This window comes from Mesorhizobium sp., assembly GCF_005063415.1.
Taxonomy (GTDB): Bacteria; Pseudomonadota; Alphaproteobacteria; order Rhizobiales; family Rhizobiaceae; genus Mesorhizobium.
The window spans coordinates 1-12,373 of record NZ_SUEG01000061.1; the positions used below are offsets into that span (position 1 = coordinate 1).

Below are 12,373 nucleotides of genomic sequence, written 5' to 3' on the forward strand. Positions count from 1 at the left end.
GAACGCACCCGCACCCGCAAGGCCGTCGCGCCGGAAGGGTGATCAGCCCTTCGCTGCGTCGGTCCGCTCTTTCGCCAGCCGCATCAGCACCGCCCGCGTCTGCTCGTCGGCGGGGAAAAAAGATTCGATCGCCAGCTCCGACAGCGTCACGTCGAGCGGCGTGCCGAACACGGTGATGGTGCTGATGAACGACAGCACCGCGTCGCCATGGGCAAGCTTGAGCGGATGGACAATCGCGTTCGGTTCGACCGGCGCTGGCCGGCTGCCTTTAAGGCCGGACGGATAGGCCCGAAGCTCGCGCTCGAGCTCGACCAGAACCGGATCGGCGGTAGCGTCGTTCTGCCGCTTCAGCCGCTCCAGAAGATGCGTCCGCCATTCCGCAAGGTTGACGATGCGCGGTGCGATGCCGCCGGGATGCAGGCTGAGGCGCAACACGTTGACCGGCGGCTTCAGCAGGGAGGCATCGGCGACATTGGCGAGGAACGGGCCGATGGCGGCGTTCGCCGACACCAGGTTCCAATGCCGGTCCACGGCAAGCGCCGGGAAAGGCTCGTGCGCCTTGAGCACGGTCTCGACCGCCGCCATCGCCGGTGCCATCGAGGCATCGTCAAGTGGTCGTTCGCTGAAGCTCGGGGCAAAGCCGGCGGCCAGCAGCAGCTGGTTGCGCTGCCTGAGCGGGATCGAAAGCTGCTCCGCCAGATGCAGCACCATATCACGCGAGGGTGCGGCGCGGCCGCTTTCCACGAAACTCAAATGCCGCTGCGAGATATCGGCCTCCATAGCAAGGTCGAGCTGGCTCATGCGCCGGCGTGTACGCCATTCGCGAATGAGACTGCCGGCGGAAATCTGGGCTGCTGTCATGACGAGATGACTAGGCCGGCAGTGGGCGCATTTCAATTACCTGCGAGGTCATGATGCCGCCCTTCCTTCCTCGCAAGGGGAGAACGGAAGACGCGCTCGGCAATCTTACCCAAGCGCCCGCAACTTCGCCTTCACTTCGAGGAAATCCCGCCACGCCAGCTTCTTATGCGCCGGCGTTCTCAACAAATAGGCCGGATGCAGGGTCGGCATGGCAGGAATGGCGACGCCGGACGGGGTCGTGTGGACGCGCCAGTTGCCGCGCAGCCGCAATATGCCTTCGGAGGTGTTGAGCAGGGTCTTTGCCGACGGGCCGCCGAGATTGACCAGCACCTTCGGATTGACAAGTTCGATCTGCCGCTCGATGAACGGCCGGCAGATCTCGGTCTCGTGCGGCGTCGGCGTGCGGTTGCCCGGCGGCCGCCAGGGAATCACGTTGGCGATGTAGGCAGATGTCCGGTCAAGACCGATCGCGGCCAGCATGCGGTCGAGCAGCCGGCCCGAGCGGCCGACGAACGGCAAGCCCTCTATGTCCTCGTCGCGCCCCGGCGCTTCGCCGACCAGCATCACCTCGGCAGTCGGATTGCCGTCGGCGAACACCAGGTTCTTGGCGGTGAATTTGAGATTGCAGCCGTCGAATGCCGCCATGTGCTGGCGAAGCTCGTCGAGGCTTGCCGCCGATCTCGCCAGTTGCCGCGCCAATGCCGCTTGCGCCTCGTCGGGCACCGTTGACATGGCCGGGGACGTTCGCATTGCCGGTGCTGTATTCGGTCTCTCGCCCATTTCGGCGCGCGACACGCTCGTCGAGCGTTGTGGCGCCGCATTTTCACCGGCCGGCATAGCGGCCGCCGCAGGAACCCGCACCGGTGGCCTGGCTTCTGCAAACCTGTTTACCGGCTGTTCTTCAAGTGCCTCGTCGACGCCGGCGCTGGCGTAGAAGGCCAGCAGCTCGGCGAGATCGGCTCGGCTATTGTGGGGGGCGGCAGTCATGGTTTCACATTCGGCCGCGGAGCTTGAATTTGCAAGTTCAGCTCGACGGTATGCGCGGATCCTGCACCAGATAGAACGTCCAGCGCGGCGTGTAGTCGGTAATCAGGAAATAGAAGCTGGCGGTCTTCAGCGGGTCGATCTTGCCGTTCTTGAACAGCAGGCGGTCATAGGGTTCGAAATTGCGGTCGAAATCGGCGTAGCTGCTCGACCAGATATTTTCGGGCGTTTTGTTGCGCTGGTCGAACGACAGCCCGTCGCCGAACACGCTCGGCTGGTCGAGGATCTCCTGGAGTTCGAACTGGAACTCGACCCAGGCCTGGCCGCTATTGTTGAGCACGTCGATGCGCATGTACATCAGACCATTGGCGAAGTCTCCCGCCTTGCCGAACGGCTGGATCGGCTTGGTCGTGCGAATGGCCAGCGTTACCGGCGTCGCTGAATTCAGCTCTTCGGTGATGACCAGCGGATCCTCCTTCGTGCCGATGCCGGAAGCCCCGGTGATGCGGAAGCCGCCGCGCTCGTCGGAAAAGGAATAGGCGCCGGTCGCCCAGACCAGTTGCTGCTCGGCATGGGCATCGAGGGCCGTCAGCGACAGAAGCGCCAAGAGTGCCGCACGGCAAATCCGGCCGGGCGTGAAAAAAAAGCGCGTCGATGAAAAGCCAGCCGGCCCGAATATGCGCATGGCGGGAAGTATGGCCGATAAGCAAGCCGTCGAACAATTAAAAACATCGGTGCGACATATCTCTGCAAACGGAATAGGATTGAAGATTGATGCTCGCCACCGCGAATCTGTGCGGCAGGACGCGACTTTTTGACGAAATCGGTATTGTCACGTCCGCGCCGGTTTCCCGTCGCTATTTGATGCGCTATGCAGCGCGTGAGCCAGCAAGATGCCGGGACTAGCGAGCCAGTGAGGGGTCGATGAGCGATATCGAACGCGAAAGCATGGAATTCGACGTGGTCATCGTCGGCGCCGGCCCGGCCGGCCTCGCCGCCGCCATCCATCTCAAGCAGGTCAATCCCGAGCTTTCCGTCGTCGTGCTGGAAAAGGGCGGCGAAGTCGGCGCGCACATCCTGTCCGGCGCCGTCGTCGATCCGATCGGCATCGACCGGCTGTTGCCCGGCTGGCGCGAAGAGGAGGGTCATCCCTTCAGGACACCGGTCACCGACGACCATTTCCTGGTTCTCGGCGCCGCCGGTTCGTTCCGTCTGCCCAATATCCTGATGCCGCCGCTGATGAACAATCACGGCAACTATGTCGTCTCGCTCGGCAATGTCTGCCGCTGGCTGGCGACCAAGGCCGAGGCGCTGGGCGTCGAGATCTATCCGGGCTTTGCCGCGGTCGGCCTGCTCTACAACGAGGCCGGTGCGGTCACCGGCGTCGTCACCGGCGACATGGGCGTCGAGAAGGACGGCACGCACGGCCCGGGCTTTGCACCAGGCATGGCGCTGATGGGCAAATATGTCTTGATCGGCGAGGGGGCGCGTGGCTCGCTCGCCAAGCAGCTGATCGCCAAATACCACCTTTCCGACGGCCGCGAGCCCGGAAAATACGGCATCGGCCTCAAGGAACTCTGGCAGGTCAAACCGGAAAACCACCGGCCGGGCCTTGTCCAGCATTCCTTCGGCTGGCCGCTCGATATGAAGACCGGCGGCGGCTCCTTCCTCTACCATCTCGAGGACAACCAGGTGGCAGTCGGCTTCGTCGTTCACCTGAACTACAAGAACCCCTATCTGTCGCCCTTCGACGAGTTCCAGCGCTTCAAGACCCACCCGGCGATCCGCGGCACCTTCGAGGGTGCCAAGCGTCTGGGCTATGGTGCCCGCGCCATCACCGAAGGCGGCTGGCAGTCGGTGCCGAAACTGTCCTTCCCCGGCGGTGCGCTGATCGGCTGCGCGGCCGGCTTCGTCAACGTGCCGCGCATCAAGGGCTCGCACAATGCCGTGCTCTCCGGAATGCTGGCGGCCGAGCATGTCTGTGATGCGATAGCCGCCGGCCGCGCCAATGACGAGCTGGCCTCCTACGAGGCCGCCTGGCGCGCCACCGATATCGGCAAGGACCTGAAGAAAGTGCGCAACGTCAAGCCGCTATGGTCGCGCTTCGGCACCATTGTCGGCGTCGGCCTTGGCGGCCTCGACATGTGGCTGAACACGCTGTTCGGCTTCTCGCCCTTCGGCACGATGAAGCACGGCAGGGCCGACTACGCCACGCTGGAACCGGCCGCCGCGCACCAGAAGATCGCCTATCCGAAGCCGGACGGGGTGCTGACCTTCGACCGGCTGTCGTCGGTGTTCCTGTCGAACACCAACCACGAGGAGAACGAGCCGGTGCATCTGCTCGTCGCCGACATGGACCTGCAGAAGCGCTCTGAGCATGACGTCTATGCGGGGCCCTCGACGCGTTACTGCCCGGCCAGCGTCTACGAATGGGTCGACAAGGACGGCAATGCCGCCGCCGATCCTGCCGCCAAGGATGTGCGCTTCGTCATCAACGCGCAGAACTGCGTGCACTGCAAGACCTGCGATATCAAGGACCCGAACCAGAACATAAATTGGGTGCCGCCACAGGGCGGCGAGGGCCCGGTCTACCAGAACATGTAAGTCACAAGGTTTGCTCCGGACCAAACAAGATGAGGAGCAGCGCAACCGTAGGATTGTTGAATAGACCGCCTGCCTGTGTTTCCTTTCTGTGACGACAGGGAGGAAGGAAAATGCGTTTGGCAGTTCTGACGAGCGTTGTGGCGATCGGGGCGTTGTGCACCCCTTCAGCCTTGGCCGACACTAAAGTATTGGTCAAGACACGAACTTACAACATTGCCGGAACCACCGGCGCGGCACTGATCGAGGCCATGGATCGCCGGGGGCCGAAGCACGGCTTCATGACCCACGCCATCGCGCAGACCGGCTACAGCGTCGATGATTGGACCTTCGACGCCTATCGGGAAAACGGCGTCTGCCGCCTGCGCCGGGCCAACGGGACGCTCAATCTCTTCTATACCTATCCCCAACTAGTCTCAGCCACGTCGCCTGCGCTGCAGAAGCGGTGGAAGCGGTTCTTCGCTGGCGTCCGCGCCCATGAAGAGACCCATGGCCGCATCGCCAGACAGATGATGCGGGCCACCGAAAAGTCGGTTCGAGGGCTGACAATCGGTGATGACCCGCACTGTTTCGAGGCACGTCGCGAGGCAAAGCGCCGGATCAATGCCATCTATGCCGAATACGAGGCAAAGCAGATCGCCTTCGATGCGCACGAGCATCGCGACGGCGGCCCTGTCGAGCACCTCATCCGCGCTTTTGTGGGCCAGTAATAAGCCAGGTCGAGATTGGACTGCGGATTTTCAGCTTCGCGTCCCGCCAGGCAGCGCCGCAAGCGCGGTCGCCGTCTGGTGCTCGTCGAGCGGCTTTTGTTCATCCGACCGTAGCGAAAACTCCACCAGCACCGGCAGATGGTCTGAGCCGGTGTCTTCCAGCTTCGACGCCGAACGGATGACGATAGCGCCCTTGCTGAAAACCTGGTCGATCGGCAGTCCGGCGAAGCGCAGGAAATCCGGCAGCCTTCTGTAGAGCCAGGTCGGCCCGACCGACGGCATTACGGTCAGCTTGCCAAGCGATGCGACGCGCCGGACGGCGGCGCTCCATGGCGCTGCGTTGCAGTCGCCTGCCAGGATCGACGTCTCGCCAAGCGAGGCGATTTCGTCAGACAACCCTCCAATCTGCCGTGATTGGTTGTGCGGCCATGGCCAGGTGAGGTGGATGGCGGCGACATCGACGTTGGTTCCGCCGAAATCGACCGTGGCGATCGCCATCGCGCCGCGGCTGTCGCAGTGCGGCTCCGTGCCTACGGCAAACGGTCGTCTGGACAGCAGCGCAACGCCGAACACGCCATTGGGATACGGGCAGAGTATCCGGTAGGGATAAGCGCCGGATAGCAGCCCAAGCTTTGCCTTCCACATCTCGGACACCTCGTCGAGGGTGATCACATCAGGCTGGGTCCGGCCGATCAGCGACAGCACCTTCTCAGGCGTTGGATTGTTGAACCTGAGGTTCATCTGCAGCAGGCGGTAGACCGGCTCGTCACCGGGTTTGGCTTCGTAGGCGGCCTGCACCTGCCATAGCCGCGAAAGCGGCAAGGCATTCGACGTGGTGGCAAAGGAGGCTACCGCAAACAGCAATGCGGCCGCGGCCTGCAGGCGAAACGACGTGGCGAGCAGCGGCAGCGCGCAAAGCGCCATCAGCACGGAAAAATGGACGCGGAAATGAGCAAAGGAATCGAGGGCCGGATGCAGCGATCCGAAGAACCCGGCCACCAGCGCGGCCGAGAGTGCAAGCATTGCGACGAATGCCAGCCCAACCGTCATGTCCAGAACACGTGCCATCGCTTTGTCTATCGGCAGAAATGCGGCTCAATCAAGATGACGAAATGTCCTGACCTGGACCGACATGCGATTCGGCATTTACTGGAAGGCAGTTTCCGAAAAGCTCCTGAGCTTGCGCGAATGCAGTCGCTCCATCGGCATTCCAGCCAGCTTCTCCATCGCCCTGATGCCGATGGTCAGGTGCTGCGCCACTTGCCGCTTGTAGAACTCGGTCGCCATGCCGGGCAACTTCAATTCGCCATGCAGCGGCTTGTCGGATACACAAAGCAGCGTGCCATAGGGCACCCGGAAGCGGAAGCCATTGGCGGCGATCGTCGCCGATTCCATATCGAGCGCGATCGCCCGCGACTGCGACAGCCGCTGCACCGGCCCGCGCTGGTCGCGCAGCTCCCAATTGCGGTTGTCGATAGTGGCGACGGTGCCGGTACGCATGATGCGCTTGAGGTCGTAGCCGGAAAGCCCGGTGACCTCGGCGACCGCTTCCTGCAGCGCCACCTGGATTTCGGCCAGCGGCGGAATCGGCACCCAGACCGGAAGATCGTCGTCGAGGACATGGTCTTCCCGCACATAAGCATGCGCCAGCACATAATCCCCCAGCGCCTGCGTGTTGCGCAGGCCGGCGCAATGGCCGAGCATCACCCAGGCATGCGGCCGGAGCACCGCGATGTGGTCGGTGATCGTCTTGGCGTTGGAAGGGCCAACGCCAATATTGACCATGGTGATGCCGCCATGGTTCGGCTTCTTCAGATGATAGGCCGGCATCTGCGGCAGGCGAGGCGGCGCGGCACCCTCACCGGGCGCGCTGTCCCCGACTTTGGTCACGATATTGCCCGGCTCGACGAACTCGACGTATCCGTCACCGCCATTGGCCATCAAATCGCGTGCACGGGCGACGAATTCGTCGATGTAGAACTGGTAGTTGGTGAACAGCACGAAGTTCTGGAAATGCTGGGGACTGGTCGCCGTATAATGCGACATCCGGTGCAGCGAATAGTCGATCCGTTGCGCGGTGAACGGTGCCAGCGGCCGTGCCTCGCCCAATGCCACTTCGAACGTGCCGTTGGCGATCTGGTCGTCGGTGCCGTCGAGATCCGGCACGTCGAACAGGTCACGGATCGGCCGTTTGATGCGTTCCGCGGCAGTGCCGTCGACATGAGTGCCCTCGAGAAAGGCGAAATGCAGCGGGATGGGAGTGGTCGATTCCGAGACCGTGACCGGAACGCCGTGGTTGCGCATGATCAGCCGAAGCTGTTCGGTGAGATAGCTTTCGAAAAGGGCAGGCTGGGTGACGGTGGTCGAGAAATGCCCCGGCGTCGGCATGTGACCATAGGCCTGCCGCGAGTCGATCTGGGTGAACGAACTCGTAGTGACGCCGATCTCCGGATAGAAGGCCCGGTAGCGTTTGTTGTTGTCGCCGCCCGCGGCGAGCGCGGCAAATGAATCGCGCAGGAACTTGGTATTGCGGTCGTAAAGCACCTGCAGCGCCGCGACCGCCTTTTTGGCATCGTTGAAGCTCTGTCGGCCAAACGGCTCCGGCGTGACGACCGATTCAATGGCTTGGGGATAGATTCGCTTTTCCATGACCCAATATAGAGAGTTGGGCGCGCAGTTGGGAGGGGGTAAGGTGATCTCAGAACGCCTGTTGGCGTTTTCTTTCCAGCGGCCTAAAGCGCGTCGCGTTCGTCCGGCCTCCTGCGACACGCTTTAGGTTCTTGTTTTTATCCATGCCGTTGTCGCAAAACCGCTGCACACCTTTGCGCGACATGCATTAGCCGCGCCGCAAGCTGACCAGCAGCACAAAGCCGACGCCGGACTTCCTCGGCGCAGGCGCCTCGATGGTCGAACCGGTATCGGCGCGCATCGTCGGCACGGCCAGGACCGGGGCCGCCAGAAACATCAGGATGAGCGCCGTCCGCGGCAGAAGCCGAAGGGTCTTGAGGATATTGGCGGTGAGGTGGGTCATGGCGTGGTTTCTAAATCTCGCTGTCGGGTTCAGTGGCGAAGCTGGTTCGGGCAACCGAGCCGGCAGGAAATGGCGACGTCCCACGCGCGGGCCGGCCGGCCGGCTTCGGCGACAAGGACGGCGAACAACATGCCGAACAGGCTCATCAGCAGGCAGACGATGGTGAAGCGGCGGGCAAGCATTGCGCGGTGTCTCCTTCAACACGCATGACAATGCCTTGCCCAGGCTGAACCGGCTCTGATGCCGCCGTTCATCTGGGGTTCAAAATGGTTGATGATCTCTGGGCGGGCCGCCTTGACAGCAGCGACATATGGCGACGCCGCGGCTGCGAGACCGACAACATGAAAACGGGGCCGACTGGCCCCGCTCACCACGGCAGGAAGGGCACGATCAGAGCTTGTGCCAGGTCTGGCTTTTGCAGATCAGCCCGCCGAAAACGCAGCCGCTCATCTTGAGTGAACTGCCGGAAAGGGAAGCCTTGCCCGAATAGGTCTTGTCGGTTTCCGGGTCGGTTATGGTGCCGGCATATTTGTTGGCGCCGGCCACCTTCAGTGAACCGATGTTCTTGCCGGCAAATTTGCCGGATTTGAGCGTAATCGAAAATGCCCCGCCGCCACCCGAAATGGCGGCAGTCGATCCGGCTTGCGTTTTCCAATTGCCTTCGATCGGATCGGCCCATGCCGCGCCGGTCATCACTATTGCGGCCGCGAGGGCCAGGCTCACTTGTCGAAACATGTCTTTCCTCCCTCAGGCAAGTCCAATCGGGCTCCGTCCCCGCCGTCTGCCCCTTACGCAAACGTAAGCTAGTCCAGCTCCCGGAAAAACAAAAGCAGTGCCGCGACGGAGGGGTTGCGGGTTTTTGCCCGCTCCCGAACAGCCGCGCCGGCAAAAAATGAAACGGGGGCCGCACACGTCTTTGTCTTCTGTGGTTAGCGGAGTCTTGATCCGTGCCTCTCAAGTTTTCTTCAAATTTTGTGCAAACCGGCGCGATTGCTGGCTTTGTATCCTTAACGAATTTTCGCGTTTACCTCTTGTTTTAGCTTTGTTTTCCTCAAATTAAGCACGCCATTTAACGACGGATTCAAGCCTCCGGGGCATTCTCGAAAGCATCGAAAGAGCGGCCGCCCCCGACGTAATCAAGGACACCGAGGGACAGACGGAGACAGCTCTCGGGAGCCAGAACAGGGGATTTGAAATGGCACGTTTTGAAATGCTTGAAGCCGGCTTCGGCGCCATGGGGGCAACTGCCCAGGCCGATATTCTTTTCGAGTTGGGCATGATGTATGCGACCGGCCGCGATTGCGAGGCCGATGTCGTCGCCGCCCACAAATGGTTCAACATCGCCGCGATCAAGGGTTCGGCCCGCGCCGCGGAACTGCGCTCTGAATTGTCGGCCGCCATGTCGAAGGGGGAGATCGTCAAGGCGCTGCGCGAAGCCCGCGAATGGATGACGATGCACTGAATTCGCCGGCATCGACTTCACAGGGGTACTGACCTCACGACAGGGACGCTTCGGATCAAAGCCGCGCAGACGGCTGGACCCGAAAATCAAGGCCGCGCAAGACGGCTGGGCCAACAAGAACACGGCAGCCGGACGAGCCGCGCAATAAACCGTACAAAACAGGGAAGGCGAGCGGATCCCGGTGCTGATACCTCGGGAAGCTCGATGAGAAAAGCTGCGACCGGCCGGAACAAGGCTGGCGCGGCTTTGTCTTTGGGACAGCGTGTTGCAGGCCCAATCGAGCGCCGACGATGCGTCTAGACAGCTCCGGTGAAGGATGAAATTCTCCGGCCACTCTGGAAGAGGCGCGGCCGGGATGGTCGCGCGAGAGTGGAGGAGTTATGTCACCATGAAGAAATTCAGTATTTTGAGCGCAGCCATATTTGGCTTGATGATGACCGCGCCGGTCGCCTTCGCCGATGACATCACCTTTTCAGTGGTCGGACCGATGACCGGTCAGCTTGCCACCATCGGCGATCAATTCAAGCAAGGCGCGCAAGCCGCCGCCGACGCGATCAACGCGGCCGGCGGCGTCGATGGCCGCCAGATCAAGCTCGACGTCCAGGATGACCAGTGTGATCCGAAACAGGCGGTTTCGGTCGCCAACCGCGTCGTTGCCAACGGCGTCAAGTTCGTCGATGGCCATGCCTGTTCGGGCTCGAGCATCCCGGCCTCCGCGGTCTATGCCGAAGCCGGCGCGCTGATGATGAGCCCGGCTTCGTCGAACCCGGTGCTGACCGACGCGGCGGCGAAAGCCGGCTGGCCGACGATCATGCGTCTCTATACGCGCGACGACGCGCAGGGCGCTTTCATCGGTCCATGGATCGCCAAGAAATATGCCGGCAAGAACGTCGTCATCCTGCACGACAAGAGCGCCTATGGGCAGGGCGTCGCCGATGTCGTCAAGGCAACGATGAACCAGAACGGTCTCAACGAGATCCTCTATGAGGGAATCAACGCCGGTGAAAAGGACTACGCGGCGCTTGTCACCAAGCTCAAGGACCTGAAGGCTGACGTCGTCTATTTCGGCGGCTATCACCCCGAAGCCGGCCTCATCCTGCGCCAGTCGGCGGAACAGAACCTGAAATTCCAGCTGATAATGCCGGACTCGATTGCCACGCCGGAATTCTGGCAGGTTTCCGGCCCGGCCGGCGAAGGCACCATGTTCGTCTTCCCGTCGGATCCGCAAGCGAAGCCCGAAGCCAAAGAAGCCATCGAAAAGATCAAGGCGGGCGGCTTCGTGCCCGAGGGCTTCACGCTGTTCTCCTATGCCGTGATCCAGGCCTTTGCCGAGGGCATCAAGCGCGCCGGCAGCGACGACCCGGCCAAGGTTGCCGAAGCTTTGAAGAGCGGCGAGCCGATCAGCACCGTCGTCGGCGCGGTCACTTTCGACGAAAAGGGCGACCTCAAGAACGTCAGCTACGACATCAACCAGTGGCACGACGGCAAATACGCGCCGATCCAGCCGTAGTGGCTGGCGTCGCCCGCAGTAAACGGAAATGGCCGGGTCAGACCCGGCCATTTTCATTTTGGGCGGCGTTTGTGGGGCGTGTCTTCGATATCGTCTTGTGGAGGAACAGCGGTCAGCCGTGGGCTTCCTCGGCAAAACGCACCAGCACGGTCCCGTCGGTGACCTGCGCGCCTTCGGCAGCAATCTCGGCGATAACCCCGTCATGAGGGGCGGCAATGGTGTGCTCCATCTTCATCGCCTCCAGGATCAGCAGCGGCTGGCCCTTGATCACGGACTCGCCTTTGGCTGCACGCACCAATTTGACCAGGCCGGGCATTGGCGCGCGCAGGCTTCCGGAAGCGGCGGCGGCTTCGTCGGCTCGCGCCAGCGGATCCGGCACGGCAAAACCGTAGCCGATGGCGCCATCGAAGACCGTGACGTGGCCCGGCCAGCGGGCGAGGCGAGGCGTCGCGCGAAGATCATGCGAATTCACGCTGTCATAGGGCGCGTCCAGCGCCACCTCGAACCGTCCGTCCGGCCGCACCGACACGCGCGCGACGATCCCCTGCTCGCCAAATTTCAGCAGGGTGCGCCGCGCTACAGCGTGGAAATGCGCATAGCCTGCCAGCGACGACCAGGGATCGTCCGAGGACCGCAAGTCGCTCGCACCGGACGCGGCAAGTGCCGCGGCGGCAATTGTCTCGCCGCTCGGCGGCGGAACCGCCGTCAACGCCAGTTGATGCCTGGCTATCAGGCCGGTATCGACATCGCCCGCCGCAAAATCCGCATCAGCGGCCAGCGCGGCAAGAAAGCCAGTGTTGACCGTCGAGCCGGCGATTTCGGTCTGCGACAGCGCCGCGCCAAGTGCCGTGAGCGCCGCCCGTCTGTCCTTGCCATGGACGATCAGTTTGGCGATCATCGGGTCGTAAAACGGCGAAATCGCATCGCCGGCGCGCACACCGGTTTCGATGCGCATGGTCGCACCCTCTGGTGCCGGCTGCGGAAATTTCAAATGGTGCAAGGTGCCGGTCGCCGGCAAAAACCCTCTTGCCGCGTCCTCGGCATAGATGCGCGCCTCGAAGGCGTGGCCGGATAGCGCGATCTCGCTCTGCATCTTCGGCAGTTTTTCGCCGGAGGCTACCCGCAACTGCCACTCGACCAGGTCGATGCCGGTGACCATTTCGGTGACGGGGTGCTCGACCTGCAGGCGGGTGTTCATTTCCATGAACCAGAAA

Annotated in this window: 14 protein-coding genes; 5 read left to right on the forward strand and 9 right to left on the reverse strand. The window is 62.4% G+C overall.

Annotated elements, in window-relative coordinates; genetic code table 11:
• Window positions 1–42: 42 nt before the first annotated feature.
• The 3 genes from E5W70_RS17315 to E5W70_RS17325 all read right to left on the reverse strand — a co-directional run bounded on the left by E5W70_RS17315 (window position 43) and on the right by E5W70_RS17325 (window position 2,530).
• Window positions 43–861, reverse strand: coding sequence for a helix-turn-helix transcriptional regulator (locus E5W70_RS17315; RefSeq protein WP_292660020.1), 819 nt, complete (start codon window positions 859–861; stop codon window positions 43–45).
• Between the two features lie 105 nt (window positions 862–966).
• Window positions 967–1,848, reverse strand: a complete 882-nt coding sequence (locus E5W70_RS17320) for a uracil-DNA glycosylase (protein WP_292660023.1) — start codon at window positions 1,846–1,848, stop codon at window positions 967–969.
• Between the two features lie 37 nt (window positions 1,849–1,885).
• A complete protein-coding gene (locus E5W70_RS17325) occupies window positions 1,886–2,530 on the reverse strand; it encodes a hypothetical protein (protein ID WP_292660026.1) in 645 nt (214 codons plus the stop codon).
• Between E5W70_RS17325 and E5W70_RS17330 the strand changes: the two genes are divergently transcribed.
• From E5W70_RS17330 to E5W70_RS17340, 3 genes are all read left to right on the forward strand, one after another.
• Entirely contained in the window at window positions 2,481–2,663 is a 183-nt protein-coding gene (locus E5W70_RS17330; RefSeq protein ID WP_292660105.1) for a hypothetical protein, read from the forward strand. The genes E5W70_RS17325 and E5W70_RS17330 overlap by 50 nt on opposite strands.
• Before the next feature lie 106 nt (window positions 2,664–2,769).
• Window positions 2,770–4,449 carry an electron transfer flavoprotein-ubiquinone oxidoreductase gene (locus tag E5W70_RS17335; protein WP_292660029.1) on the forward strand — a complete coding sequence of 560 codons (1,680 nt, stop codon included), beginning with the start codon at window positions 2,770–2,772 and terminating at the stop codon, window positions 4,447–4,449.
• A 110-nt stretch (window positions 4,450–4,559) separates the two neighbouring features.
• A complete protein-coding gene (locus tag E5W70_RS17340; RefSeq protein ID WP_292660031.1) occupies window positions 4,560–5,156 on the forward strand; it encodes a DUF922 domain-containing protein in 597 nt (198 codons plus the stop codon).
• 30 nt (window positions 5,157–5,186) lie between these two features.
• Here E5W70_RS17340 and E5W70_RS17345 read toward each other — a convergent pair whose 3' ends face one another.
• The 5 genes from E5W70_RS17345 to E5W70_RS17365 all read right to left on the reverse strand — a co-directional run bounded on the left by E5W70_RS17345 (window position 5,187) and on the right by E5W70_RS17365 (window position 8,922).
• Entirely contained in the window at window positions 5,187–6,224 is a 1,038-nt protein-coding gene (locus tag E5W70_RS17345) for an endonuclease/exonuclease/phosphatase family protein (protein WP_292660034.1), read from the reverse strand.
• Window positions 6,225–6,302: 78 nt separating this feature from the next.
• Window positions 6,303–7,805: an AMP nucleosidase gene (locus E5W70_RS17350; protein WP_292660037.1), complete on the reverse strand. Its 1,503-nt coding sequence runs from the start codon at window positions 7,803–7,805 to the stop codon at window positions 6,303–6,305.
• Between the two features lie 187 nt (window positions 7,806–7,992).
• Window positions 7,993–8,187: a hypothetical protein gene (locus tag E5W70_RS17355; RefSeq protein WP_292660039.1), complete on the reverse strand. Its 195-nt coding sequence runs from the start codon at window positions 8,185–8,187 to the stop codon at window positions 7,993–7,995.
• A 29-nt stretch (window positions 8,188–8,216) separates the two neighbouring features.
• Window positions 8,217–8,369 carry a hypothetical protein gene (locus E5W70_RS17360; RefSeq protein ID WP_023718367.1) on the reverse strand — a complete coding sequence of 51 codons (153 nt, stop codon included), beginning with the start codon at window positions 8,367–8,369 and terminating at the stop codon, window positions 8,217–8,219.
• 208 nt (window positions 8,370–8,577) lie between these two features.
• The gene (locus E5W70_RS17365) at window positions 8,578–8,922 is read right to left on the reverse strand and encodes a DUF2147 domain-containing protein (protein ID WP_292660045.1); all 345 of its coding nucleotides are present in this window, start codon (window positions 8,920–8,922) and stop codon (window positions 8,578–8,580) included.
• Window positions 8,923–9,382: 460 nt separating this feature from the next.
• On the opposite strand from E5W70_RS17365, the gene E5W70_RS17370 reads away from it, so the two are divergent.
• The gene (locus tag E5W70_RS17370; protein WP_292660049.1) at window positions 9,383–9,649 is read left to right on the forward strand and encodes a sel1 repeat family protein; all 267 of its coding nucleotides are present in this window, start codon (window positions 9,383–9,385) and stop codon (window positions 9,647–9,649) included.
• Window positions 9,650–10,037: 388 nt separating this feature from the next.
• Entirely contained in the window at window positions 10,038–11,159 is a 1,122-nt protein-coding gene (locus E5W70_RS17375; RefSeq protein ID WP_292660052.1) for a branched-chain amino acid ABC transporter substrate-binding protein, read from the forward strand.
• Window positions 11,160–11,271: 112 nt separating this feature from the next.
• On the opposite strand, the gene E5W70_RS17380 is transcribed toward E5W70_RS17375, so the two are convergent.
• Window positions 11,272–12,373, reverse strand: a 1,102-nt coding sequence (locus tag E5W70_RS17380) for a biotin/lipoyl-containing protein (protein WP_292660055.1), incomplete at its 5' end; no start/stop codon positions are given.

Coding starts and splice junctions, on each gene's coding strand:
- E5W70_RS17315 (WP_292660020.1), bottom strand. CDS start 861: ATGACAGCAGCCCAGATTTCCGCCGGCAGTCTCATTCGCGAATGGCGT.
- E5W70_RS17320 (WP_292660023.1), bottom strand. CDS start 1,848: ATGACTGCCGCCCCCCACAATAGCCGAGCCGATCTCGCCGAGCTGCTG.
- E5W70_RS17325 (WP_292660026.1), bottom strand. CDS start 2,530: ATGCGCATATTCGGGCCGGCTGGCTTTTCATCGACGCGCTTTTTTTTC.
- E5W70_RS17335 (WP_292660029.1), top strand. CDS start 2,770: ATGAGCGATATCGAACGCGAAAGCATGGAATTCGACGTGGTCATCGTC.
- E5W70_RS17340 (WP_292660031.1), top strand. CDS start 4,560: ATGCGTTTGGCAGTTCTGACGAGCGTTGTGGCGATCGGGGCGTTGTGC.
- E5W70_RS17345 (WP_292660034.1), bottom strand. CDS start 6,224: ATGGCACGTGTTCTGGACATGACGGTTGGGCTGGCATTCGTCGCAATG.
- E5W70_RS17350 (WP_292660037.1), bottom strand. CDS start 7,805: ATGGAAAAGCGAATCTATCCCCAAGCCATTGAATCGGTCGTCACGCCG.
- E5W70_RS17355 (WP_292660039.1), bottom strand. CDS start 8,187: ATGACCCACCTCACCGCCAATATCCTCAAGACCCTTCGGCTTCTGCCG.
- E5W70_RS17360 (WP_023718367.1), bottom strand. CDS start 8,369: ATGCTTGCCCGCCGCTTCACCATCGTCTGCCTGCTGATGAGCCTGTTC.
- E5W70_RS17365 (WP_292660045.1), bottom strand. CDS start 8,922: ATGTTTCGACAAGTGAGCCTGGCCCTCGCGGCCGCAATAGTGATGACC.
- E5W70_RS17370 (WP_292660049.1), top strand. CDS start 9,383: ATGGCACGTTTTGAAATGCTTGAAGCCGGCTTCGGCGCCATGGGGGCA.
- E5W70_RS17375 (WP_292660052.1), top strand. CDS start 10,038: ATGAAGAAATTCAGTATTTTGAGCGCAGCCATATTTGGCTTGATGATG.